This is a genomic window from Providencia sp. PROV122 (assembly GCF_028482365.1).
GTDB lineage: Bacteria > Pseudomonadota > Gammaproteobacteria > Enterobacterales > Enterobacteriaceae > Providencia > Providencia stuartii.
On sequence record NZ_JAMPQI010000035.1, the window covers coordinates 1 to 26,130 of the forward strand.

Here is a 26,130-nt window from a genome sequence, read left to right on the forward strand (position 1 = left end):
AAAAACAATGGTAATAGGCAGCTCTAGCCCCGCAGAGACCATATCCCAAAGGGCATCAAGATTGTGACCAAACCAATTTGGCAGCGAGAACCGTTGTGAAAATTGCAAATAAAAGTCTTCAACTGTTTTGATCTGCCGAAAGTCAAAAACTATTTTTTGGTTCATCGCTGCTATCTCTTAGTTTACCTGCTGGAAGCTTTTATAGTGATCTGTGGTGACATAAATCATGCCATCGGAGGAGTATAGCAAACGGTCTGCACCGCGGTGCCCACAGTTGTAATTGATATCAGCCTCATACCATTGACGATTCGGAGCGATGGGTAACCGCTTCTCTCGATTAGAGAACCTATCTCCCCCAATCGCTTTCCCAGGTAGTACATCACACAGGTTACCCTGTTTCGGCTCCCAACCAGCCTGACGAGCCGCTTTTTTCGTGATGTAAAAACTCGGCAATTGCTGATGTTTTTGCATATAGCTCACCACATTTGCCTGTTTGGTTAGTTCATCAATTTTCTGGGGATGCGGCTGTTGTTCTGTTGTTTGCGCTGGCACTGAAACAGGCCTTTCGGCCTGTTTTTTGTCTTGTTGTTCACCCGCATTAAAATATAAGCTAAGCGCGATCAAGACCGCCATCAACAGCATTGAAATAATCCGTTTATTCATTGCTTAATTCCAATTTATGCGGTGCCGCCAACAGTCATTTTATCCAATTTCAGTGTCGGTTGCCCAACACCAACAGGCACACTTTGCCCTTCTTTTCCGCACACACCCACTCCCTTGTCGAGCGCAAGATCGTTACCTACCATGGAGATTTGCTGCATTGCTTCAACGCCAGAACCAATGAGCGTTGCGCCTTTAACCGGAGAGGTAATTTTGCCATTTTCAATTAGATAAGCTTCAGAAGTTGAAAAAACAAACTTACCGGAAGTAATATCAACCTGACCACCACCAAAATTAGGTGCGTAGATGCCTTTATCCACGCTAGAGATAATCTCTTCAGGCGTTGACGTACCTGACAACATGTAGGTATTGGTCATACGAGGCATTGGTAGGTGCGCATAAGATTCACGACGCGCATTTCCGGTTGGTGCGACCCCCATTAAACGTGCATTCAATTTATCCTGCATGTAATTTTTCAAAATACCATTTTCAATCAAGACATTATACTGACCCGGTACACCTTCATCATCGATGGCTAAAGAGCCTCGACGGCCTGCAATTGTGCCATCATCAACGACAGTACAAAGAGGAGATGCGACCAGCTCACCAATTTGCCCTGAGAAAACAGACGTGCCGCGACGGTTAAAATCACCTTCTAAGCCATGTCCTACCGCTTCGTGAAGCAATACGCCCGGCCAGCCTGCCCCCAATACAACAGGCATCATACCAGCTGGCGCTGCAATCGCTGACAGATTAACCAGTGCCATACGTACCGCTTCTTTCGCATACTGCTCTGCAAGCACTTGTCCTTGATGAATTTCAAGAAAATATTCGTAGCCATAGCGCCCGCCGCCGCCGCTAGCACCGCGCTCACGCTTACCTTCATGCTCCACCAGCACACTGACAGATAAACGAACTAATGGGCGAATATCAGCCGCTAACGTACCGTCCGTTGCTGCTACTAATACTTGCTCATAAACACCCGTTAGGCTTGCATTGACTTCGACCACTCGCGGATCTTCTGCTCTTGCAACCTGATCAATACGGTGCAATAACGCAATTTTGTCCTCTCGTGACAAGCTTTGCAGTGGATCCGTTTCTGAGTATAGCTTCTTGTAGCCCACTTCAGTCAAAATTTGTGATTTACCGTTACCTTGCTCGCTGACGATGCTACGTGCCGCAGTCGCGCTTTGCTGTAACGCCATCAACGAAACCTGATCGGCATAGGCAAATCCCGTTTTTTCGCCACTTATCGCTCTAACACCGACGCCTTGGTCAATGTTATAAGAGCCGTCCTTGATGATGCGATCTTCTAATACCCACGCTTCGTGGTAGCTTGATTGAAAATAGAGATCCGCATAATCAATTTTACGCTCAGATAACAAGCCTAGTGTGTCGTACAGTTTTTGATGGTCAAGACCATTGGCGGCCAGCAAATGTTCGCTGACAGAAGCTAAACTCATATTGGTTACTCTTTTATTGTGTCTTTTTTAATCAATGAAGTCAGTTGCGGCCTAAAGCGGTTATGTTTCACCACTCGGATTTGTTCCCGCATCCCACTTAAATTTTCAGTTTGAATATTTAAAACCGTCGATGCTACAGCATCAACGTTCTTTTTCATAACTTTACCCCAACCATCGACGGCTAAGGTGTGGCCCCACGTTCTGCGCGTACCATGTACACCAACTTGAGCGGGCGCTAATATAAAACATTGGTTCTCTATCGCCCTTGCACGCAGCAGTGGCTCCCAATGTGCTTTACCGGTATAACGCGTGAAAGCGGCAGGTACAGAGATAATCTCAGCCCCCTGCTCACGCAAGGCTTGGAATAAACCAGGGAAGCGGAGATCATAACAGATTGTCATACCTAATCGACCTACAGGCGTATCAACCACCGTGATATGTTCACCACGCTGATAAATAACCGATTCATTATAGGTTCCCTGCTCATCTTCAATATTCACATCAAACATGTGGATCTTGTCATAGCGTGCCTGAATCTGCCCTTGGGAATCAATTAAAATACTGCTGCTCGTAATGCGTTCAGGATCCTCACGGCTGATCAATGGCATTGAGCCAATTAAAATCCAGACATTGTAGCGCTTCGCCATATTGGCAATAGCTTCTTGTAAAGGGCCTTGCCCTTCTTTTTCGGCCTGTTTACGGTAAGTCGCCGCATCTGCGAACAACAAGGCATTTTCAGGTGTCAATACTAGCTCAACAGTCTCTGGCAACTGCTTAATTTGCTGCTCAATCTGTGCCAAATTATGTTTCGTATTTTTACCGCTGCATAACTGCAAAAGTGCAACATTGCCATTTTTCATTACTCTTGAGTCTCCTTTAGCTGACGCAATACTTCATCAATTTTGGGTTCATCCAAGCTTCCTGTCACACGGTAACGTATCACAGAAATTTTGCTCCATAGCGGACCTAATACTTTTGATGCAGCAAAAACCGCTGCACCCGCAATCGGGTTAACTGCAAATGCCGTTGCTACTCCTACTGTAGCAGATATTTCGGGCGTCACGACCGCTTCACCGTTAATTTGGCGTTTCACCAAATCAATTTCCCCACTTAACGTAATATCGGCAACTAACCCATCAATGTACACATCTTTTGCTGATAGAATACCATTACGGATCTTGGCATTACCTTTAATTGAGTCAAAGTCAAAGTCATTACTAAAGGTATCGCGAAAATCAAATTGAAGTTTGCGTAATAGTGCATCAAAACTCACTAGCCGTAACAGTTGGCCCGCTCGCCCTCCGCCCATTTTAGCGATCGCGCCTTTACCAAGCTTACTTGATAACGCGCCATTAAGGGTTGCAATATCTGGCGACCAAGGTACATCTTGCCAATTGAGTTCGAAATCAAGCGTATAAGGTGAACCGATAATAGGAACTAAAATACCATAGTAAGCGGCTGTTTCATCAAATTGCTCCCCACTTAAGGAGCCTGCAATTTGTGTACGGTTTTGTTTACCGCTTTGCCATAAAGCATCTAATTTTAATTGAGTGGCGCTATTACTTAATGTTCCACCACTTAGTTGCAATGTATTTCCTTGCGGCTTCAAGTGGGCACTCAATTTCCCTAATTTTTGTCCACCTGCCCAGCAATCTTGGCAATTAACCGTCATTTCAGGCCAATGGCTAAAATTGAATGAGGAAGAGTCATTGCTACTGGTTGTTTGTTCTCCAGGGAATGCCATTGGGTTGTAATACAGGTAATCGATATTCAGCACCCAAGGCTGTTGAGCAAAAATCTGTAATTCCCCTTTAAGATTTTCGCTTGATACCTTAATTTGCTGCTCTTTAGCCAACAAATTAAATGAGAGGTCTAAATTTTGCCATGCTTGTCCACCTAAAGACAGGGATGGTGTCTTCACTCTCACTGTTTCAGGTAAGCCAATATTTATCGATTTACCACCTTGATCTGCTGAAAAAAATGTATCGACTGTTTTTACCCATTGTGGGTTAGTAATCACTGGCAAATCAGCAAGTAGCATTGATGACTGCGGTAGCTCTGGTGGCTTGCCATTCCATTTTGCCAGAGTGCCTTTTTCTAAACGTAATTGTGGTGCTTTCAGATCCCAACGCGTGTTGAAACCAATACGCCGACCAATATCACCGCCTATATTTAAATGCGTCGATGAGCCTTTAGCTGTTGCATTGACCGTCCCTAACTCTTTAAGTAAGCGATCGTCCAATGCAGGGAGGCGGCTTTTCAGTTTTTTTAAACCAGCGGAGAATTCCACGGCAAGAGCCATATCATCGGACGGCGAATGTGGAAGTGTAATTTCAATATGACTGTTCCAATCGCTGGTTCCCGCCACTTTTTGCTTTAATGAATCAGGCAATTGAGCAATTTTTGCTATATCCCAATTTCCCCCTAGATCCACCTTCACTTGGTAATCTTTAGGGTTATCAACCGTTGAAAAATTGACGTCGACAGGTTGCCCCAGCCATTGTGCTTTTAATTTATCACCGACCAAATCGCCGTTGTTAAATTTAAACTGCCCCGTCAACTCCGTGAGCTTACTGTCGATAGGCTTAATCAATAAATCATTTTTATTCAGATTGATATTCCCTTTCGCGTTAACTTCCTTGCCGTGTGCTAACGGAATAGATAAAGCGAGATCACCTGTTACCATGCCTCCAATTTGCAACTCATCTAACGTATTGCCAATCGAGCTTTTCAGTGGTGTCATACTAAAATACTGCTGTATTTGTGAGCCTGTACCCGCTAAATCAGCCTTAATAAATAGCATTTCATTTTGATAATTCGGAATATCAGCGGTTAGCTGTGTGGCTGTTGCTTCACCTAATTTGACACTGTCTGCACGCATTGCCAGACCTGAACGTTTAAAATCAAGGTTAATGTCTAAATTAGATAAAGCAGGCCAACCTTTATCATACTCAAAGGTCGCTTTGCGTAATGGCACAAAGACTTGGAACTGGCCATCGTTCTGATTAAATGGGAAATGTTTAGGGTCACCCTTGAAGACGACTGTCGCATCTTTCGCTTGCCCTGCGATGATAGCGTTTGATAGGTAGTCCGCGAGGCTTTCCCCCATCAACTGTTGCGGGAAATAGCGCCTCGCTTCTCCCGCATTATCAATATTGACGCCCGCTAAGATGCTCAGGTCAGTATCATCACTTTTTTTCGACTGATAAAAACTAAACTGCCCATTCGCCCATAATGAAGAGGCCTGTATATCCAGTTGGTCGCTCCACAACTTGAATTGATTGTCATCATTTTGCCAATACAGTTGTCCGCGTGCTTTATCAATTTGAAAAGGGGCTTTAAATTGAGGCTCATAGTCAACATAACTCTTATCTAATGTCGCAGAGAGAACCCCTCGCTGCGCATTCCCGGCCAAGACACCCGTGAAGTGATCAACCGAAGGGAGTTGTTTCCATTTTTTCCAACTGACATCCTGCCAGTCCATATCAATTTGCGTGTGCTCAAGTTGATCGGGAGTAATATCTAGAGCGAAAACGGATAATAAACCTTTAGGTTGGCGATGCTGCCATTCTTGCACCGTTTCTGGCGTCACAAATGAAAAAGTAGGTAAGATTTCACTAAGGCGCTCTAACTCAATATTTTTAGCTCGGATCCGCCAGTGATCTTTTTGGTGGTATTTCATCGATGAAGGCAGATAAAGTACCGAAACACTCCCATTCGGCCAAATATATTCATTGGTTTTTAATGTATCTAACTCAGGAATATTAAATAACCAGCCTTCCCCTTGCCTTCTCATGCGGATGAGTAAGTCATTAACTTGTAGGTTTTGCGCTAAAGGGGCTTCCCCCCAATTCGCTTCGCCTTGTCGTAACTGCAAGAGGCCGCTATCAATACGATTATTTTTGATGGTAACCCAAGAGGATAAGCTAAAATTGGCATCGCGCAGCCCAGTATTTTCACGTAACCAGCGACTTAACCATGGCTGCATATCTATATTGTCAGCTTGTAGATAAATGGTGCCGTCGCTCAAGATGCCGTTTTTATCTTTAATATCAATTTTGACTTGCAAAAAACCATGCTGTTTGTTGATCGTTTCTAAGCTAACAAACCCTTGGGCACGGTGGCGGCGTTGCTCATTCAACCAAGTTAATTCAGGTAAAATCAGGGTTGTTTTTTGCTCTGATGGCGTCAGAAAGGTCAGTTGGCTATTTTTGAGAGTAAAATGGTTAAATTGCTTTAGAAATAGCCCTTCAATACTATCACTATCAATGGGTTGTGCGCGGCCTTCAAAACTAAAAGGCACTTTATAATCGACATTGAGCTGGTAGAAAGTGATGTCACGAAAACGCCATGTTAAGGAAAGTAACGAGCTCCAAATATCGAGTTCAACGGCGATTTTGCTGGCTTTTACATCGACTTCTTCATTGCGAACAACCACATCGGTTAAGGTCAGAACCGGCCCAAACGATTGCCATGCCCCCTCAATTTCACCTATTTGTAAGGTGATATCCGTGTTTTTTTCAATATAGCCAATGATATCTTGCCGGTAATAGTTGATATTCGGTAAGAAGAAACGTAGCCCAGTGAGCAGCAATGCACCAAGCAGCAGCACGATAGCCGTCGTCATCCATACTACCCGTGGCAGTCGTTTCACCCGTTTCTCCTTCACGTAAAAACTACATCATGATGACATCAAACTGTTCCTGACTGTATAACGATTCAGTCTGAACTTTAACCTGCTTACCGACAAAAATTTCCACTTCCGCAAGGGCATGAGACTCGTCACCAGTCAGTGCATCAACCACTGATTGGGAAGCATAAACTAAGAACCTATCTGCATCGATTGTGCGATGAACACGAACAATTTCTCGTAAAATTTCATAACACACGGTTTCAACCGATTTTACTGTGCCACGCCCTTGGCAAGTTGGGCACACATCACACAAAACATGTTCAAGGCTCTCTCGGGTACGCTTACGCGTCATTTCCACTAGCCCTAGCTGAGAAAAGCCATTGATCGTGGTTTTTACTTTATCTTTACTAAGCGCCTGCTCCAAAGAGGCTAAAACACGGCGACGGTGCTCGATATCACTCATATCAATAAAATCGATAATAATAATACCGCCCAAATTTCTCAGCCGTAACTGACGAGCAATCGCTTGGGTCGCCTCTATATTGGTGTTAAAGATGGTCTCCTCAAGATTGCGATGCCCTACAAACGCCCCTGTATTGATATCGATTGTCGTCATCGCTTCAGTTTGATCGATAATCAAATAACCACCTGATTTCAATTCGACTTTCCGATCCATCGCGCGTTGGATCTCGTTCTCTACGTCAAACAAATCAAAAATCGGCTGGTTACCTTGATACAATTCAAGCTTAGCTGTCATTTCAGGAACATATTCTTCAATAAACTCCTGTAACTCCTTATAGGTTAGACGAGAATCCACACGAATTCTATCTAATGAAGCCCCCGCAAAATCACGAATTATCCGGTAAGCGAGTGATAATTCGCCATAAATTTTGGTGCGAGTGACATTACGTTTCTTCCGTTCAATGACTTTAGCCCACAAACGTTTGAGAAATGCCGCATCTTGCTTCACTTCATCTTCACCCACCCCTTCAGCAGCGGTGCGTATGATAAAGCCACCATTTTCATCGCAATATTGAGACACGCACTCTTTTAAACGCTCGCGTTCACTTTCACTTTCAATGCGCTGTGACACACCAACATGTGAAGCTCCCGGCATAAATACCAGATAGCGAGAAGGCAATGTAATATCTGTCGTGAGCCTTGCACCTTTCGTGCCTAAGGGATCCTTCACGACTTGAACAATCAAGTCTTGTCCTTGTTTAACAAGTTCAGCGATATCTCTAACATGGAAATTCTTTTGCTCATCCCCAGCAATGCACTCGGTATGAGGCATAATATCGGAGGCATGTAAGAAGGCAGCTTTATCCAGACCAATATCAACAAAGGCCGCCTGCATACCGGGCAACACACGGCTCACACGACCTTTGTAGATATTCCCTACAATTCCTCTTTTTGCTTCTCGCTCTACGTGGATTTCTTGCAAAATCCCACCATCAATATAAGCAACGCGCGTTTCAGATGGTGTAACATTTACTAGTAACTCAGCCGTCATGACATCCCCTTACCATCACTTAACGCTAAAAATCGTTGTATTAATTCATCTGTTTCTACTAACGGTAAACCAACAACTGCATGATAGCTGCCATTTATACGCCTTACATAACAGCCACCCTTACCTTGGATCCCATAGGCTCCAGCTTTATCCATAGGCTCCCCTGACTTTATATAATCCTGTATTTCAGTTAAAGATAACTCGCGGAACGTCACATCTGTCACAATCAATGCGCTGAGTGTGCGATCCATATCCGAGATTGCGACAGCCGTCATCACTTGGTGCGTATTTCCCGAAAGGGCTGACAGCATTTCTTGAGCATGCTGTTCATGGCGAGGTTTCTCTAGGATTTGATTATTAAGAACAACAATGGTGTCTGCCCCAATTACCGGGCATTTTTTAGGCGCTATTTTAACCCCCGCCTGTGATTTCTCCCGCGCCAAACGTTGAACATACGCTTCAGGAGTTTCACCCGGTTGCCATTGTTCCTCAACGTTGGGAAGCAAGATATCAAAATGATATCCTAATAGTTGCACAAGCTCTCTTCTTCTCGGCGAACCAGAAGCCAAATAAATATAACTCATAAAACGATATTCCAGAGATAATTGCCAGCCGGTAAAAATCTTAACACACTGAAAACTGACGACGAATTTTCCGTAATAGCAAAAACAGCCATGGCCACAGAATACCATTTACGAGACTATTCCAGAATACTTGAGGGTGGAATAATACCTGAGAAGAGACAAATTCAGCCCAAAAAACAGTCATATCCAGTATGATTGTCAGCAACACAATGATTAAGGCTTGCTGCCACAGCGCCATATTTCTCAGTAATTGGTATTTATAGGAGACAAGATAACAAATAATACTGTATGAAAGGGCGTGAACCCCCAATGCCGAACCTTGAATAGAGTCAACAATAATGCCAAGAATAAAGCTCGTTCCCACACTTACACGGTGCGGTAACGCCATAACCCAGTAGATAAGGATCAAAAGTAACCATGATGGCCGATAAAACGTAAATTGTTCCGGCCATGGGACCAATTGCAAAATCAATGCAATGAAAAAAGAAATCCAAATAATACTGCGACCATTACCGCGATATTCATCCATTTAACTAACCCTCTTTACCCATAGCCATTATACCTTCCTTTATGGTTGGGCTTCTTGAGACATTGATGGAGGTAACGGTGGACCCTGAATTTCACTCGGGTTTGGTAATACTTGTGGGAGCACCTTCATCAGACGCTCATTGGCAGCGCGATAGACCTCTGAAGGCTGTAATGGTGTAACGGCATCGTTATCATTACCCCATAATAGTAACAAATAGCGTAAGCGCTGCAACTCAGCACTTGGCCTTGCGCTAATAATCGTATAAGCCCGCTGAGTATCGTGCTTAACATTAGAGACAACGGCCACAGGGTAGCCTTCAGGGAAACGACCACCTAAACCGGATGTGACCAAAACATCCCCAACGCGAATATCCGTATTTTCAGGCAGTGGCTCTAACTGTAAGTCATCGGCACACCCCGACCCCGCGGCGATCACTCGGATATCATTACGTAATACCTGTACCGGTAGCGCATGGGTCGTGTCACAAATCAGCAAGACGCGACTATTAAATTGGCTAACACCAACGACTTGCCCTACAACCCCTTTATCACTAATGACGGGCTGCCCTTCGTACACATTATCATTTTCACCTTTATCGATAACGACTTGGTCTCGATAAGGCGTGTTCGCTCCCGAGATCACTTGTGTGACCATCATGTGTTCATCTTGACGGAGCGGTGAGCCAAGTAATTCTCTCAGGCGAGCGTTCTCTTGCTTTAATTGTTCGAGCAAAAGACTATCTGCTTTTTTCAACAACAATTCCTGACGCAATGCCTTATTTTCAAACTGGAGTTGTTCACGCGAGGAGAAATTTTCCGAAATATTATCAAGAAATTGACGTGGGCCATTAGCCAAAAAGTAAAATGGGCTAACCGCCGTGTCTAGATAGTTACGGATTTTATTGAAAGGCTCAAAGCGGTGATCGATCACGACCAGTGCGATTGCGGCAATAACAGCAATAAAAATACGCAGCTGGAGCGATGGACCTCGCCTAAAAATCGGCTTCATGTATGGCTGTGTTTCACTAAGTTCGGAGGAACAAAAATAGGCAAATCAGCAGCCGGGGCCAAAACCCCAGCTTGCCTATAGCGTTATTTAGTCATCGCTAAACAGATCGCCACCGTGCATATCAATCATCTCTAGTGCTTTACCGCCACCACGAGCAACACAGGTCAAAGGATCTTCAGCAACGATAACAGGTATACCTGTCTCTTCCATTAGTAAGCGATCGAGGTTACGTAGCAGAGCACCGCCGCCAGTTAATACCATACCGCGTTCTGAAATATCAGAAGCTAATTCAGGAGGGCACTGTTCTAATGCTAACATGACAGCACTAACAATACCGGTTAGTGGCTCTTGCAATGCCTCTAAAATTTCATTTGAATTCATTTTGAAGCCGCGCGGCACACCTTCAGCGAGGTTACGACCACGAACTTCTATTTCATAAACTTCATCAGTTGGGTAAGCAGAACCGATACCATGCTTAATACGCTCAGCGGTTGCTTCACCAATTAAAGAGCCATAGTTGCGACGAACATAGTTAATGATCGCCTCATCAAAACGGTCACCCCCAATGCGAACAGAAGAAGAATAGACAACACCATTCAACGAAATAACCGCTACTTCGGTAGTACCACCACCGATATCAACAACCATTGAACCTGTCGCTTCAGAAACCGGCAACCCAGCACCAATTGCCGCAGCCATAGGTTCTTCAATTAAAAAGACTTCACGTGCACCCGCACTTAACGCAGATTCACGAATTGCTTTACGTTCAACTTGAGTTGCGCCAACAGGAACGCAGACCAGCACGCGAGGGCTTGGGCGAAGGAAACTATTGCTATGAACCTGTTTGATAAAATGCTGAAGCATTTTTTCAGTTAAGAAAAAGTCTGCAATAACACCATCTTTCATTGGTCTTATCGCTGAAATGTTACCTGGTGTACGCCCCAGCATTTGCTTAGCTTCACCACCAACAGCCGCGACGCTTTTTGGCGTACCTGAGCGGTCTTGGCGAATAGCGACAACAGAAGGTTCATTTAATTTTACGCCTTGTCCTTTGACATAAATAAGGGTATTGGCCGTACCCAAGTCAATTGACAAGTCATTAGAAAACATGCCACGAAATTTTTTAAACATAACGAAAGGGTTATCCTGCAAGCTGGGGACGAATAAAAACCCGTCTACTCTACCAACCACTTGAAGCTGTCTCAAGGCGTTAATGAGCCGCTTCGAAAAATATGGTTAATCCATCTGTTGTTACAGCACAAATGACTGTACATGCCTCTTTAGAAAACGAAGCAGATAACAACCTTTAAAAAGGGCCATTTATTGGTGAGTAAATTTAACTTATTTATGCATAAATTTATCAACAGACAATAGCACTTTGGTTGTTATATACGCCGTCTTCTCTTCCACCCTGTGTTGACAAGTTTTTATAGCTACAAGTTCAAATAATATTTTGTTATTTTTTTATTGTTGCACATCGACTAACTTCACAGCTAAACACGTGCATTTTCTGTATGTTAGTTCCATTACTCACTAAAGAAACTAGGTAATGGTACTTATTCACAAACAGAAATCTTCGTAACGTGATATTTTGCACGATAAAACAGTGTTTATGCCAGAAAAAATTACATTTTTACAAATTAATTACAATAGTAATGATACGAGCGTCACAACTCACTCGGTTGCGATAAAGTTGCCATGATAGATATCATTCATTATTCTTAAATTGACTAAAAAATCCCCTCAAAATTAGGAGAGAAGTATGAAAGCCCTCGTCCTACAGAAACACGATGACCAACTCACATCCGATATCCAATCCATTCCCACTGAACAACTTCCTGCTGGCGATGTTATCGTGGATATTTATTGGTCCACATTAAATTATAAAGATGCCCTCGCTATCAGTGGTAAGGCAGGGATTGTACGTCAATACCCCATGGTGCCTGGCATTGATTTCTCGGGTGTCGTACACCACAGCGAAGATCCTCGCTTTAGTGTCGGCCAACATGTTTTACTCACAGGCTGGGGTGTAGGCGAAACGCACTGGGGTGGACTGGCGACACAAGCTCGTGTTCCCGCAGATTACCTCACCCCGCTTCCTGAAGATTTATCATTACGCCAAGCGATGATTATCGGTACGGCAGGCTTCACCGCTATGCTCTGTGTCAACGCATTAGAAGATGCTGGGATCACGCCAGAGAGAGGGGAAATTATTGTCAGTGGCGCTAGCGGCGGTGTCGGCTCTACCGCAATACAGCTTTTATCATCGTTAGGCTATGATGTCGTTGCCATCTCAGGACGCGCCGAAAACAGTGACTATTTGCAGCAAATAGGGGCGAAAAGAGTGCTACCACGAAGCCAATTTACCTCCCCGGCCAAACCACTTGATAAGCAATATTGGGCTGGTGCAATTGATACGGTAGGCGCAGAGGTACTCGCGAATATATTAGCCCAAACACAATATAATGGCGCTGTCGCGGCTTGTGGCCTAGCCGGAGGATTTTCATTACCGACGACTGTCATGCCATTTATTTTGCGCAATATTCGCCTGCAAGGCGTCGATTCTGTTTACTACCCTGCCGCGAAGCGCTCCGCCGTTTGGCAACGCCTCACGCAATTACTTCCTGAGTCATTTTATACACAGGTTACCTCAGAAATTACCTTAACGCAGTCCATTGAGTACGCACAAAAGATCTTAAAAAATCAGATAACAGGGCGTACACTGGTGAACATTTCGCGTTCATAATTTGAATTTGTGCGGAGATATTCAGAAATTTGGATTACCGCACAATTCAAAAAATAAATTCGGGTAATTTCTCTGATAAGACCAGTATTTTGCTGTCATATGCCACGAAATAATTATAATAGCGTTTTTTATCGATAAAGATTTCATTTATTTTTATGATAAAAGATGACAAACCGCCAACATCAGGTTATGTTGTCAGGTTATTGACATATCGTCGGAGTTAGCACCACAATGACAGAAGATATTCACATTTTACTCCTCAATGGACCGAATCTAAACCTACTTGGCACAAGGGAGCCAGAGAAATATGGTAATCAAACTCTGGTAGATATTGTCTCCAAGTTAACCGCAGAAGCGGAACAGCTAGGTGTAAAATTGAGTCATTTTCAGTCTAATGCAGAACATGAGTTGATTGAAAAGATTCATGCTGCAAAAGATAACGTAGATTTTATTCTGATTAACCCGGCGGCATTCACACATACAAGTGTTGCCCTACGTGATGCATTATTAGCAGTTGCACTCCCGTTTATCGAGATCCATCTGTCTAATGTGCATGCCAGAGAACCGTTTCGCCATCACTCCTATCTTTCCGATAAAGCTGTCGGTGTGATTTGTGGTCTTGGTGCTGACGGTTACAGTTTCGCGTTACAGGCAGCGGTTAACCGTCTGTCATAAATCAATTAAATCCAAATATAAGAGTACGGAATCATATCCATGGATATTCGTAAAATTAAAAAGCTGATCGAACTGGTCGAAGAGTCTGGTATTTCTGAACTGGAAATTTCTGAAGGTGAAGAATCAGTACGCATCAGTCGCGTTTCAGCTACTTCTCAGGTCATGACGGCTCCTCAACAATTTTATTCAGCGCCAGCAGCTCAGCCAGCATTAGCTACCGCTGTTGCACCTGCTCAAGAAGCGGCGGCGGCAGCCCCAGCTCCAGCAGCGGCTGCTGTTGCGGGCCACCAAGTTCGCTCACCTATGGTGGGAACTTTCTACCGTTCACCAAGCCCTGAAGCAAAACCATTTATTGAAGTTGGCCAAACTGTCAACGTCGGTGATCCACTTTTCATCATCGAAGCAATGAAAATGATGAACCAAATCGAAGCAGAAAAAGCAGGTGTTGTGAAAGCAATCCTGGCAGAGAACGGCGAGCCAATTGAATATGACCAGCCGTTGGTGGTTATCGAATAACGAGGCGTTTCCATGCTGGAAAAAATTGTCATTGCTAACCGTGGCGAAATCGCACTGCGTATTCTTCGTGCCTGTAAAGAGTTAGGCATTAAGACCGTAGCTGTGCACTCCGCGGCAGATAGTGATTTAAAACATGTGCTGTTGGCAGACGAGACTATTTGTATCGGCCCAGCAGCCTCCGCAAAAAGCTACTTGAACATTCCCGCTATCATTTCAGCGGCAGAGATTTCAGGGGCTCAAGCTATTCACCCAGGATATGGTTTCCTGTCTGAAAATGCTGATTTTGCTGAACAAGTTGAACGTTCAGGCTTTATTTTTATCGGACCAAAAGCTGAAACCATCCGCCTAATGGGCGATAAAGTTTCCGCTATCGAAGCGATGAAAATTGCCGGTGTTCCTTGTGTACCAGGTTCTGATGGTCCACTAGGCAGCGATACTGATAAAAACAAAGCTATCGCACAACGTATCGGCTATCCTGTTATCATCAAAGCCTCTGGCGGCGGCGGTGGTCGTGGTATGCGTGTTGTGCGTAACGAAAAAGATTTGGAATCTTCCATCAATCTGACGCGTGCAGAAGCTAAAGCGGCCTTCAATAATGATATGGTTTACATGGAAAAATACCTTGAAAACCCTCGTCATGTTGAAATTCAAGTTATGGCTGATGGTCAAGGCAATGCCATTTACTTGGCAGAGCGTGACTGCTCAATGCAACGTCGCCACCAAAAAGTCGTTGAAGAAGCCCCAGCACCAGGTATTACTCCTGAAGTTCGCCGCAATATCGGTGAGCGTTGTGCTAATGCTTGTATCGAAATTGGCTATCGTGGTGCAGGTACTTTCGAATTCCTCTATGAGAATGGTGAATTCTACTTTATTGAGATGAACACCCGTATTCAGGTTGAGCATCCAGTAACAGAGATGGTCACTGGCGTTGACTTGATCAAAGAACAGTTACGCATCGCATCTGGTTTACCATTATCAGTAAAACAGGAAGATGTTATCGTTCGTGGTCATGCGATTGAATGTCGTATCAATGCTGAAGATCCGAATACCTTTATGCCTAGCCCAGGTAAGATCACCCGTTTCCATTCGCCAGGTGGCTTTGGTGTTCGTTGGGAATCTCACATTTATGCAGGCTATAGCGTACCGCCATACTATGACTCAATGATTGGTAAATTGATCACCTACGGTGAAACACGTGAAATCGCCATTATGCGTATGAAGAATGCGCTTAATGAGCTGATCATCGATGGCATCAAAACCAATATTGAACTGCACCAAATGATCATGAATGATGAAAACTTCCAAAAAGGTGGCACTAACATCCACTATCTGGAGAAAAAACTCGGTATTCAGGAGTAATGACTGAAACACTGAGATTCACCTCTCATTCATCAAATACCGGAAAGTCACCTTTCCGGTATTTTTTTATCTCATAATCAAGCTATCATGAGTCACATACCCCAAACACCACCACGACAATCAACATAGTGAAAAAACCATGTCTTTTAAACGTAATAAGTGGAAAAACATTGGAAAAACGCCAGACTATCGATTCTCATTGGCGAATGAAAGAACATTTCTAGCATGGATCAGAACCGCGTTAGCACTATTAGCGGGTGCTATTGCCATTGAACAGCTCCTACATGAGGCTGCCGCCCCTTGGCTAAGAACCTTATTAGCGGTTTTTCTTGCATCTGCGGGGGGGATTACCGCCATTATGGCTCTTTATCGCTGGCGACAAAACGAAATCGCTATGCGCAAAGAGGAGCCGTTACAATACACCTCCTTTCTTACTATGATGACGCTATTCATTACCGTCATTGCCGTCATTTCACTCTTCTATGTTCTGCTATAGGCACTATCATGCGTGATCCTGGTTTACAGCCGGAAAGAACACAACAAGCCTGGAGCCGTACTTTGCTCCTGTTAGCAATCAATGGGTTATTGTTCTTACGACTAGGGCTAATACAGTCGTCATGGCTAGCGTTATTAGGAGCTGTCATTGCGATCGCCCTACTGTGCTTAATTAGCTTCAAAAGGAGTATTTCAACAGCGTATCAAAATAGTGGACTTAAGATAGATAGCTCACTTTTTCTTTATATTACGGCTTTTGCTATTTTTACTATGTCCATCCTATTGATTGTGCACCTGCTGGTAGATAAATAATACTTACTATCCTACATACTCAAAATTATCTTTGGTTACAAACTAAGCACCTTGGCTTTCCTTGGTCTGTTTTTTTACACACATTCCTAGGTTTATCGTACAATCCCTGATTATTTTTATTTCTATGAGGGGGAAATACGTATGGATAAACGTTTTCTTCAATCAAACAGGGAAGCTCGCTGGTCACTCTATCTGACGCTCGCCTATTTAGTTGGTTGGGTTATTTGTGCCTATCTTCCGAGTAATGCGATTGGCTTGACAGGTTTACCTTTATGGTTTGAATGGTCATGTCTCATCCTACCGGTCATTTTCATTTTACTGTGTATTATGATGGTCAAAATTATTTTTAAAGATATTCCGCTGGAGGATAGGGATGCAGACTGAAGTTCTACTACCTCTAATTGGTTATCTTGCACTCGTATTCTTGCTATCTGTGTACGCTTATCGCAAACGCACAAAGGGAGAATTCCTCAATGAGTATTTTTTAGGGAATCGCTCTATGGGGGGTTTTGTGCTCGCCATGACGATCACAGCAACCTATGTCAGCGCCAGTTCATTTATCGGTGGACCAGGAGCAGCCTATAAATATGGGCTAGGTTGGGTACTACTTGCCATGATCCAGCTTCCTGCTATCTGGCTATCACTGGGTGTACTAGGGAAAAAATTTGCCATCTTAGCTCGCCGATACAATGCAGTAACACTCAATGATATGCTTTATGCACGTTACCAAAGCCGCTTTTTAGTTGGGTTTGCAAGTATCAGTTTGCTCGTCGCCTTTTTCGGCGCAATGACCGTGCAATTTATTGGCGGTGCACGACTACTCGAAACCGCTGCGGGTATCCCTTATACCTATGGCTTAATGATTTTTGGTATCTCTATCGCACTCTATACCGCTATCGGTGGCTTTCGAGCTAGTGTGCTCAATGATGCCTTACAAGGCCTCGTTATGTTGTTAGGTACGGTTATTTTGCTTGTTGCGATCATTTACCATGCAGGTGGGCTTGGCGCGGCAGTCGAAAAAATTCAGGCCATTGACCCTAAACTGGTTTCCGTAGAAGGTGCCGATGATATTCTTAGTGGCCCTTTCCTTGCCTCTTTTTGGATTTTAGTCTGTTTTGGGGTGATTGGTTTGCCACACACGGCTGTACGCTGTATTTCCTACAAAGACAGTAAAGCCGTTCACCGTGGTATCGTAATAGGCACAATCGTGATGGCAATACTCATGTTTGGTATGCACTTTGCCGGAGCCTTAGGCCGCGCCGTCTTACCTGATCTCACTATTCCAGATCAGGTTATTCCAACATTGATGGTGCAAGTGCTACCACCTTTTGCGGCGGGTATTTTCTTAGCCGCACCAATGGCAGCAATCATGTCAACCATCAACGCACAGCTATTGCAGTCATCAGCTACGATTGTAAAAGATATCTATTTAAGCGCCGCCCCCGAACAAATTAAGAATGAGAAAAAGCTCTCCCGCATTTCGAGTTTTTCAACCTTAATACTCGGTATCTTGCTGCTGTTCGCGGCATGGGATCCCCCCAAAATGATCATTTGGCTCAACTTGCTGGCCTTTGGTGGACTGGAGGCAGTGTTTTTATGGCCACTGGTTTTAGGCCTATATTGGCAAAAAGCCAACAGCAAGGGAGCGATTAGCGGTATGATTGTAGGCGGCGTCTCTTATGCTCTACTGGCATCATTTAAAATCGAAATCATGGGGTTCCACGCCATCGTGCCTTCACTACTATTTAGCTTGATTGCTTTTATAATTGGTAATCTTTTCGGTAAAAATCCAGTACAATCGGCGCCCAATGAGCAGGCTACGCCTGCAAAAAATTAAGTTAAAAGAGAATAACTATGCCTTGGATACAACTCAGACTCAACTCAACAGGCCAACAAGCCGAAGCTCTCGGCGATGAACTTATTGAAAGTGGCGCAGTGTCAGTCACCTTTCAAGATAGTCATGATACCCCTGTTTTCGAACCGTTACCGGGAGAAACACGACTATGGGGCGATACGGATGTTATCGGCCTTTATGATGCTGAAACTGACATGAACATGGTTGTGGCACAACTTGAAAACAGCCCTCTGCTCGAAAAAGGTTTTGTTCACAAAATCGAGCAACTGGAAGATAAAGACTGGGAAAGAGAGTGGATGGACAATTTTCATCCTATGCGCTTTGGGCAACGCCTGTGGATCTGCCCAAGCTGGCGTGATGTTCCAGATCCTAACGCAGTCAATGTCATGTTAGACCCTGGCCTTGCCTTTGGTACAGGTACTCACCCAACAACGTCGTTATGTCTAGAGTGGCTGGATGGACTTGATCTTGAAGGTAAAACCGTCATCGATTTTGGTTGTGGATCCGGTATTCTTGCGATCGCCGCATTAAAATTAGGTGCAGCACAAGCTATCGGGATCGACATTGATCCACAGGCGATTATCGCAAGTCGTGATAATGCGGAGCGCAACGGTGTCTCAGAACGCCTATCGCTCTACTTGCCTAAAGACCAGCCAAAAGAGCTACAAGCCGATGTCGTGGTCGCCAATATCTTAGCTGGCCCATTACGTGAGTTAGCGCCTATGATAAGCGTATTGCCTCGTACAGGAGGTTTATTAGGGCTTTCAGGTGTCCTTGCTACCCAAGCAGAAGGGGTGGCCGATGCTTATCGTCAACTGTTTGAGATAGACCCTATCGCTGAAAAAGATGAATGGTGTCGTATCACTGGTGTCAAGCGTTTTTGACAAATTTATAATAAAAATCAGTGAATAATTTCTTTGAAATTAGGGCAGGAATAGATTATCTTATAGCTCAAATATTGTTCAACTGCTGGTGATATTCTATCCTGCTTGAGATTTGAACGGACTAACAGCGGTTTTCGTGTGCTTTTTTACAAACACACCTAACCCATTGTTATAAAAGACTAATAGTTGTATTTTGAAAAAATCAAGATAAAAAAGTTAGTGATAAATAACGGTTTGCTCAAAGTTTGTCCTTTCATATCTCGAAAAAAATGCGTAATATACGCGCCCTTGCAGTCACAGTATGGCCCCCTTTAGTTATGCGAATCGGACAATATCAGTTGAGAAACTGTCTTATTGCTGCCCCCATGGCAGGCATTACGGATAGACCATTTAGGTCCCTCTGTTATGACATGGGTGCGGGGATGACGGTATCAGAAATGCTTTCTTCTAACCCACAGGTTTGGAAGACTGACAAATCGAGACTAAGAATGATCCATCGCGATGAACCGGGGGTGCGTTCCGTTCAAATAGCTGGCAATGATCCCGATGAAATGGCTGCCGCGGCTCAGATTAATGTTGAGAGTGGTGCCCAGATCATTGATATCAATATGGGCTGTCCAGCTAAGAAAGTGAATCGTAAGTTGGCAGGCTCTGCACTCTTGCGCTATCCCGATTTGGTGAAGTCTATCCTGTCGGCAGTCGTAAAAGCAGTAGATGTGCCTGTTACACTGAAGATCCGCACAGGTTGGTCACCTGAAGAACGAAACTGCATAGAAATTGCCAAATTGGCCGAAGATTGTGGTATTCAAGCGCTGACCATTCACGGCAGGACCCGTGCCTGTTTGTTTAATGGTGAAGCTGAGTACGACAACATACGGGCAGTTAAGCAGACTGTTGCCATACCGGTTATCGCCAATGGTGACATTACTGACCCGCTTAAAGCCAGAGCTGTCTTAGATTACACGGGGGCTGATGCCCTAATGGTAGGACGAGCAGCTCAGGGAAGACCCTGGATCTTTCGGGAAATCCAGCATTATCTGGACACAGGTGAAATGTTACCCCCCATGCCTATGGCAGAGGTGAAGCGCATTATGATTGCGCACGTACAGGAGTTGCACGACTTTTATGGTCAAGGCAAAGGAGCCCGTATAGCGCGCAAACATGTCTCTTGGTATTTAAAAGAGCATGCACCTGATGACCAGTTCCGGCGCTCATTCAACGCCATTGAGGACGCCAGCGAACAGCTGGAGGTGTTGGAAGCATTTTTTGAATATTTTGCGTAAATAAAGATAAGAGCTGACAGAACTATGTTCGAACAACGCGTAAATTCTGACGTACTAACCGTTGCTACTGTAAATTCACAAGATCAAGTAACTCAAAAACCATTGCGTGATTCAGTTAAGCAAGCACTGAAGAACTATTTTGCTCAATTAAACAATCAAGATGTTAATGATTTATATGAGCTGGTATTGGCTGAGGTAGAGCAGCCTTTGTTGGACATGGTTATGCAATATACCCGTGGAAACCAGACCCGTGCAGCCCTGATGATGGGTATCAACCGCGGTACTCTGCGTAAGAAGCTGAAAAAATACGGCATGAACTAATCCTAGTCGGTTAATGCTTTGTTTTTAAAGGCGCAATAGTGAACAACTATTGCGCCTACCCCTTAAAACGACTACACAATTGACTGCACAGAGAAAACATAGTCTATAATGTTATTTTCATTTTATTCAAAATGACATACCTAGCCTATACCTTTAGGAAAACAGTGAAATTGTTCTTGCCATTCAATCTGTTCTGCTTTTATCCAGCCTATTTTATCCGACTCTACTAAATTGCCATACGGAGTGGCAGCCTGATAAAGCTGCACCCATGTGTTATCGGCAGTACGTTTAGCGACCCAAAAATACTTCAGTGATACAGGCTTTGGGTAGGAAGTAAAGAAGTAAAGGAAGGGCTATTTGGGTACTCATAAACGGTGATCGGGTTTTTAGGCTAGTTGAGAAAAGAAACACATTCACGATCACTGAATACAGAAGAAATCTTAAGGTCAATGCTGATGATCCCTAACAGTGAGAGCCCAATCGGCAGCATTTTATCGATATTGCGTGGAAACATTAGACAATGATCTCAATATGTTTAGCCAATATTTTTTGACGAATGGCAACGTTTCTCATGGCTGCTCACCTTGAGTCGTTAAAAAGTAATGGTGAATTTTTTGTGGCTAAAAAATCCACAGCCAATCGCAATTAATAGCGCACAGACGATAATTAGGCCGATAATAACTGAGAGTGTTGTGCTGACTAGGTTAGGGCTAAGGCGAAAGGTGTAGTGGATACTGCGAAATGCACATATCACCCACAGCAGCAATTGGGCGAGACATTGAGGGATAATCAGTGCAAGTACATAAAGTATGAGGTAGAACAGCGGAATGGCAAAGGGGCTTAGGACTAGCCCCTCGAGGCTGAAATGTGTGACGAGTATTATGGTGAGTATGAAACACAGAATGAGGGTGATAATGAATGCGATGCGTTCAAGACCTAGGCGAATGTGTGCAAGGGTATTCATTAGATATCTCCTATTAATTTAAGCTTGCTGAAATGCTTGAGTTTGCTCTTGTGACGGAATGTGCCACTCATGACCGCAATCACGGCACATCCAGCCAGTTCCCCATGGAATGATGTCTTTGTCTGAATGGCAATGTGGGCAATCGGTCGGGAGTGACGGAGGAGTAGACAAAATTGAATGATGTAGCATGGGATTATCCTTCTGTTGTTGAAATGAGGGGCATCAGCAATTGCGATATCAATCGAAAATGCGGTAACGCAGCGATAAAACTGTTTTGTTGCGAAAGTTGGTTGATATTTTTTTGGGGAATAAATGTACTGGATAGTGGTTTAACGGACTGAATATCTTCCAAAAGAAACACATGGACTTTCTGGTGGTATTCCGCCAATAAATACCATTGCCCTTCTCGGTAAATTAATTGATAAGGCATAACGGGTGAAAACGGCGTTCCGCGGTCAGTAAGGTAATGTGCTGATAGCCTATGATGGCATAGACTAATTGATAAAAATGCTCGGCATGCTCCGCTGAAGTTTGGTGGCGTGATGCCAAATCAAATAAGGTGCATGGGGCTGCTGAGTTAACAGTAATCCCAGTAAGCGACTGTCTAGCCCCGGAAACAATCGAGTCATTCCAATCTGTTTCACAAAGGTAAGAACATCTTTGTCTCGATAAGCTTTTAGCGTATTGATGGGTAAGCGATAACAACCTTGCCGACCTTCTACCCCCAGATAAGCCAAGCGTTCACGTAAATCCCGTTGTAACGTGCGTTCAGAAACATTGAACTCTTGGGCTAAACATGAGAGCACAAGGCTTTCTCCTGCCATTAATCGGGTAATCAGTGCCGATAAACGCATAGCCATACGGTCATATTTTCGATTTGTTGGAAGCATAAACGCGTGCTCTTGTGTACAAACATCATGTTGTTATAAAAAGGAAAAGTGTAACGGAGGGAGAGGACAGGTTATGTCTGTTGGGAAAAATTCTCATTGAGCTATTTAGTGATAAAAAGTGAATTCTAATGAATTGATAAATAAGGTTATGTTGTTTATTTAGACAATGAGAAAAATGAGGGATGACGACACAACCTGTCAGGGAGGGAAAATTAGTTGGGTTGGCGAGAAGCGAGTTGGTTAAATAAGGTATCCGCCATCACCCACAGGGCTTTATTGAGTTTGATATCGCCATCAATCCCATTCACTGAACGAGTGCGAGCGCGTTTCCCTTTTGCAGTGCGGCCTGATAATCCCCCTTTAATCAAGTTCTCTTGTAAACGTTGGTACACTGTCCATAAGTCTTCTTTTTTATCTTCAAAACGGCGAGGCTGTAGAACTTGCTCTCGCGTGACGGGTTGGAACTCTTCACCAAAGCGGTAGGTCAAAGCCGCTTCAGCAAAGGCTTGCTGGGCGGGTGAAGGTAACAATAATGACTGCATACTTTCGCGTTTTTCAGCCACTAGCTCAAACGTATCGAGTACCTCATACGGCCCTTCAATCACTTTGCCCACCACATCCCCTTTATGGGGTACGCGCACTTCCCCCAATACATCGCCGTAAATCAGCCCATTCGCACAGACTTGACGAAATAATCCCGGCAACATTTGGTAGCTGCTGGTGCCATCATGGCTATTGAGCAAGATAATTTCAGGGACTTGGCTCCCCGTAATTTGGTCATGGCGACGTAATCGGAGCATATGCTTGGTGTATTCTCGGCGGCTGACATCACGCACACGAGTTTGACAGGCAAAGAACGGGTAAAAACCTTCTTTTTGTAGACTGTCTAACAAGGTGATGGTGGGAATGTAAGTATAGCGTTCACTACGTGACCCATGCTTATCTTCGGAGAAAACGCTCGGTACAGTACGGAATAATTCTTCAATGGTGAGTGGACGGTCGCGACGAATACTGTTAGCAGAGCCAAAACGCGAAGCTAATAAACTCATGATAGACTCCTGATTAATCAATTAAGTGGAAAATGGCAGCTGATTCGGAATGTTGTGAAGCGTAGTCACGCAACTGATAAAAGCGGTCGCACATCACTTCGCTTTCTGTTTGGAATGACCAGATGCTATACAGGATAAGGCATACCGCAATGCCTGCCGCCTCTTGGCGCACGGTGGCTTCATTGCCGTTGTGCATGTTGAATAGGGTTAAGGTGTCCGCGTTGATATCGGGGTAGAAAAACACCACCATTACTGAGCGTGCCGTACTCCCAATAACCGCCACGGTATTCATCGCAGAATTGTCCCATTGTGGTGAAGATCACCACTTCAAATGTGGCCCAACCTTTTACTGCACCAAAATGGTTGAACCAAAAATCAAGGCGTTGTTCATCGGGAACGAGTGTCATTGCAATAGCAGATTCAATTTTATTATTCATCAGTTGATACTCCAGGAAAAAGAAATAAAAAAGCGCCAATCCCGTTAAGGACTGGCGCTGAGAGTGATAAGTAATGAGTTAAGTTAAGAAGCTAAAAGAACAGGCTCCACAGGGATTTAGCGACGGAGACGATGCTGTTTTTGGCTGTACTAATCGTGCTTTTTATCAAGACAGGTAGAGGAAGGATGTCTATCAGCGTATCGACGACATCACTGACACATTACCCAAAATCGTTACGTGCAGAATTTTCCACAGATTGTGTCCGATAAGGGCGGTGCAGTTGCCTAGCTACCCCGCTGCTGGCTTGTGCTGGTAACGTCTGTATTAATTGCTCTGCTTATTCAGTCAGTTGATAGTTTTCGATTGCAGATACAATCATCACCGGGTGATGCGGCTTAAAGGCAGCTATCACGGCTTGCTGCTTTAATTCTAAGTTAGCCGCTTGTTCAGGGGATGGCTGGTGGCTCTGTTCATCCCACTGGCGACAGGGCTCGATTTTGTCGGCTTGGTTCAGTACGAATAGAAAGCGGTTTGGATGATAACCACATTGTTCAGTCAGAAAGTGGTAGCACTGTTCATCCGATGACCATGCTCTGTCATCGGCTTTGAGTACCCAGATGATAAAATCCAGTTCTGGCAATAAGTTACGGTATAGCGAGTGGTACTCTTTATCTCGCTCAAGGCTTTCTCCTACGCCGGGTAAATCCACAAAGGTGAGTGTGTGGTTGTTCATCGTCATACTGAAGCGCTGAACCTGTCGTGTGCAGCCAGAGACATTACTGACATGGGATAGAGAGGACTGAAATAGCGCGTTGATAAGGCTGGATTTTCCTGCACCTGTCTTACCCATGATTCCAATGGTGGGTGAGTAGTTGATTAAGTGGTTGAGTTGGGTGGAAAAGAGCGTTTGAAATGAATGCGGTAAGGTGGATAGTGCTGTTTTAAATGGATTCCTTTGGGACATATTGCTCCTTGAAATAAAAGAAAATAACAATTATTCAAAGAGATAATATATATCTGAGATTATTTGTAATGATACGAATGGTGGCACGGTTTTCAAAGAACACTCACCGAGCTTTAACGACAACCAATTGTGCATATAAGGTGAATAAACATAAAATGAGTTGATGAATGACAGGGCTTTAGTAAAGTAAAAAAGCGCCTCTGTAAGCCGAGACAAATACTTGGAATATTGATTATTTGTTCTATGAATACCCAAATTTCAAATGGGTAGACGAATGATATCAACAAAAGTTATTTAATCCAGAAATAAATTATAACAAATTACAAGGGTGATGATTTGTAAACGATTGGCTTACGATGAATATCTATATTCAATAAGTTAGATTAATTGAAGCTGACGTCTTTTTCTCAATAGGAAAGGATAGAGAGTGTACGATGTAATATCGTGACAAATATTCTGAAAAAATGGAAAATGGACATAAAAAAATGTTTTTTTATATGTTAATTCGATAAATCACTAAGTGTTGGAATAAAATACATTTTAAGCGTGGATTTTAAGAGCATTACACTATGTTGTTAAGATGGTTAATCCCTGTGGAATTAAATGTTAATCTAATAGTGTATTTTTATTTTTATTAATCAATTAGTTATCTCATTTTTTCTGTATGAAATATTTAGTAACATAGTTTATTTCTATGTACATTAGAACTTACTGGGCTTGTCGTGAATTAGTGTGTTTTTTGTTCGAGGTTTATTCTAATACTGCTTTAATTTGACATCTTTATTAGCATTATATAGCGAAATTTCAACCAGTTTACGCTAAGTCACTTATCCTAGAGAGATACAAAAAGGTCGACAGGTTTACAGTCCATTCATAAGATTTTATTATCCTTAATGTAAATCTTACCGTGCGCACTGGCTGAGATGACGGAAATTAATAGGTAATTACATTTACCTAACTCAACTTGTCATTTTGGATAAAGGATATCGC

General features: G+C 43.7%; 26 protein-coding genes and 2 pseudogenes. 11 read left to right on the plus strand and 17 right to left on the minus strand.

Features of this window, described 5'->3' with window-relative positions:
• The 10 genes from PSE69_RS18085 to PSE69_RS18130 all read right to left on the minus strand — a co-directional run.
• The coding region (locus tag PSE69_RS18085) for a barstar family protein (RefSeq protein ID WP_272675306.1) at positions 1-165 on the minus strand (165 nt) is incomplete at its 3' end.
• Between the two features lie 12 nt (positions 166-177).
• Positions 178-663 carry a ribonuclease domain-containing protein gene (locus PSE69_RS18090; protein ID WP_004925521.1) on the minus strand — a complete coding sequence of 162 codons (486 nt, stop codon included), beginning with the start codon at positions 661-663 and terminating at the stop codon, positions 178-180.
• A gap of 14 nt (positions 664-677) precedes the next feature.
• On the minus strand, positions 678-2,123 hold the full coding sequence (gene tldD, locus PSE69_RS18095; RefSeq protein WP_121874580.1) for a metalloprotease TldD: 1,446 nt from the start codon (positions 2,121-2,123) through the stop codon (positions 678-680).
• Positions 2,124-2,128: 5 nt separating this feature from the next.
• Positions 2,129-2,983, minus strand: coding sequence for a deaminated glutathione amidase (gene nit1, locus PSE69_RS18100; RefSeq protein ID WP_004925524.1), 855 nt, complete (start codon positions 2,981-2,983; stop codon positions 2,129-2,131).
• The gene (gene yhdP / locus PSE69_RS18105) at positions 2,983-6,777 is read right to left on the minus strand and encodes an AsmA2 domain-containing protein YhdP (protein ID WP_272675305.1); all 3,795 of its coding nucleotides are present in this window, start codon (positions 6,775-6,777) and stop codon (positions 2,983-2,985) included. The genes nit1 and yhdP overlap by 1 nt, the downstream gene beginning before the upstream one ends.
• 22 nt (positions 6,778-6,799) lie before the next feature.
• On the minus strand, positions 6,800-8,269 hold the full coding sequence (gene rng, locus PSE69_RS18110; RefSeq protein ID WP_004925530.1) for a ribonuclease G: 1,470 nt from the start codon (positions 8,267-8,269) through the stop codon (positions 6,800-6,802).
• Positions 8,266-8,853 carry a Maf family protein gene (locus tag PSE69_RS18115; protein WP_060561382.1) on the minus strand — a complete coding sequence of 196 codons (588 nt, stop codon included), beginning with the start codon at positions 8,851-8,853 and terminating at the stop codon, positions 8,266-8,268. The genes rng and PSE69_RS18115 overlap by 4 nt, the downstream gene beginning before the upstream one ends.
• A gap of 40 nt (positions 8,854-8,893) precedes the next feature.
• Complete coding sequence (gene mreD / locus PSE69_RS18120; RefSeq protein ID WP_004925536.1) at positions 8,894-9,382, minus strand: rod shape-determining protein MreD; 489 nt, start codon at positions 9,380-9,382, stop codon at positions 8,894-8,896.
• Between the two features lie 39 nt (positions 9,383-9,421).
• Complete coding sequence (gene mreC / locus PSE69_RS18125; RefSeq protein WP_004925539.1) at positions 9,422-10,390, minus strand: rod shape-determining protein MreC; 969 nt, start codon at positions 10,388-10,390, stop codon at positions 9,422-9,424.
• 87 nt (positions 10,391-10,477) lie between these two features.
• On the minus strand, positions 10,478-11,521 hold the full coding sequence (locus tag PSE69_RS18130; protein ID WP_014657562.1) for a rod shape-determining protein: 1,044 nt from the start codon (positions 11,519-11,521) through the stop codon (positions 10,478-10,480).
• A 631-nt stretch (positions 11,522-12,152) separates the two neighbouring features.
• Here PSE69_RS18130 and acuI point away from each other — a divergent pair.
• From acuI to fis, 11 genes are all read left to right on the plus strand, one after another.
• On the plus strand, positions 12,153-13,136 hold the full coding sequence (gene acuI, locus PSE69_RS18135) for an acrylyl-CoA reductase (NADPH) (RefSeq protein ID WP_004925548.1): 984 nt from the start codon (positions 12,153-12,155) through the stop codon (positions 13,134-13,136).
• Positions 13,137-13,367: 231 nt separating this feature from the next.
• Positions 13,368-13,811, plus strand: a complete 444-nt coding sequence (gene aroQ, locus PSE69_RS18140) for a type II 3-dehydroquinate dehydratase (RefSeq protein WP_004925554.1) — start codon at positions 13,368-13,370, stop codon at positions 13,809-13,811.
• A gap of 39 nt (positions 13,812-13,850) precedes the next feature.
• Positions 13,851-14,327, plus strand: coding sequence for an acetyl-CoA carboxylase biotin carboxyl carrier protein (gene accB, locus PSE69_RS18145; RefSeq protein ID WP_004925558.1), 477 nt, complete (start codon positions 13,851-13,853; stop codon positions 14,325-14,327).
• Positions 14,328-14,339: 12 nt separating this feature from the next.
• Positions 14,340-15,686 (plus strand): acetyl-CoA carboxylase biotin carboxylase subunit, encoded by a 1,347-nt coding sequence (accC, locus tag PSE69_RS18150; protein ID WP_004925561.1) that lies wholly within the window; start codon positions 14,340-14,342, stop codon positions 15,684-15,686.
• Between the two features lie 139 nt (positions 15,687-15,825).
• The gene (locus PSE69_RS18155; protein WP_004925566.1) at positions 15,826-16,182 is read left to right on the plus strand and encodes a YidH family protein; all 357 of its coding nucleotides are present in this window, start codon (positions 15,826-15,828) and stop codon (positions 16,180-16,182) included.
• A gap of 8 nt (positions 16,183-16,190) precedes the next feature.
• On the plus strand, positions 16,191-16,493 hold the full coding sequence (locus PSE69_RS18160) for a DUF202 domain-containing protein (RefSeq protein WP_004925569.1): 303 nt from the start codon (positions 16,191-16,193) through the stop codon (positions 16,491-16,493).
• Between the two features lie 141 nt (positions 16,494-16,634).
• A complete protein-coding gene (locus tag PSE69_RS18165; protein WP_004925572.1) occupies positions 16,635-16,877 on the plus strand; it encodes a YhdT family protein in 243 nt (80 codons plus the stop codon).
• The gene (gene panF / locus PSE69_RS18170; protein WP_004925575.1) at positions 16,867-18,330 is read left to right on the plus strand and encodes a sodium/pantothenate symporter; all 1,464 of its coding nucleotides are present in this window, start codon (positions 16,867-16,869) and stop codon (positions 18,328-18,330) included. The genes PSE69_RS18165 and panF overlap by 11 nt, the downstream gene beginning before the upstream one ends.
• A gap of 17 nt (positions 18,331-18,347) precedes the next feature.
• Complete coding sequence (gene prmA, locus PSE69_RS18175; RefSeq protein WP_004925579.1) at positions 18,348-19,232, plus strand: 50S ribosomal protein L11 methyltransferase; 885 nt, start codon at positions 18,348-18,350, stop codon at positions 19,230-19,232.
• A gap of 317 nt (positions 19,233-19,549) precedes the next feature.
• A complete protein-coding gene (gene dusB, locus PSE69_RS18180) occupies positions 19,550-20,515 on the plus strand; it encodes a tRNA dihydrouridine synthase DusB (protein WP_014657558.1) in 966 nt (321 codons plus the stop codon).
• A gap of 24 nt (positions 20,516-20,539) precedes the next feature.
• Positions 20,540-20,836 (plus strand): DNA-binding transcriptional regulator Fis, encoded by a 297-nt coding sequence (fis, locus tag PSE69_RS18185; RefSeq protein WP_004258438.1) that lies wholly within the window; start codon positions 20,540-20,542, stop codon positions 20,834-20,836.
• A 592-nt stretch (positions 20,837-21,428) separates the two neighbouring features.
• Here the strand turns inward: fis and PSE69_RS18190 are convergent.
• From PSE69_RS18190 to PSE69_RS18220, 7 genes and pseudogenes are all read right to left on the minus strand, one after another.
• Entirely contained in the window at positions 21,429-21,800 is a 372-nt protein-coding gene (locus tag PSE69_RS18190; protein ID WP_230088944.1) for a hypothetical protein, read from the minus strand.
• Positions 21,801-21,818: 18 nt separating this feature from the next.
• Positions 21,819-21,989, minus strand: coding sequence for a hypothetical protein (locus PSE69_RS18195; RefSeq protein WP_183124481.1), 171 nt, complete (start codon positions 21,987-21,989; stop codon positions 21,819-21,821).
• Positions 21,990-21,993: 4 nt separating this feature from the next.
• Positions 21,994-22,230, minus strand: a complete 237-nt coding sequence (locus tag PSE69_RS18200; protein ID WP_223854669.1) for a WYL domain-containing protein — start codon at positions 22,228-22,230, stop codon at positions 21,994-21,996.
• Positions 22,231-22,294: 64 nt separating this feature from the next.
• The gene (locus PSE69_RS18205) at positions 22,295-22,690 is read right to left on the minus strand and encodes a hypothetical protein (RefSeq protein ID WP_121874577.1); all 396 of its coding nucleotides are present in this window, start codon (positions 22,688-22,690) and stop codon (positions 22,295-22,297) included.
• Between the two features lie 212 nt (positions 22,691-22,902).
• Positions 22,903-23,739, minus strand: coding sequence for a DUF932 domain-containing protein (locus tag PSE69_RS18210; RefSeq protein WP_121874576.1), 837 nt, complete (start codon positions 23,737-23,739; stop codon positions 22,903-22,905).
• A 13-nt stretch (positions 23,740-23,752) separates the two neighbouring features.
• Positions 23,753-24,176, minus strand: a pseudogene (locus PSE69_RS18215) (antirestriction protein).
• Between the two features lie 91 nt (positions 24,177-24,267).
• A pseudogene (locus PSE69_RS18220) lies at positions 24,268-25,140 on the minus strand (GTPase family protein).
• Between the last annotated feature and the right edge of the window lie 990 nt (positions 25,141-26,130).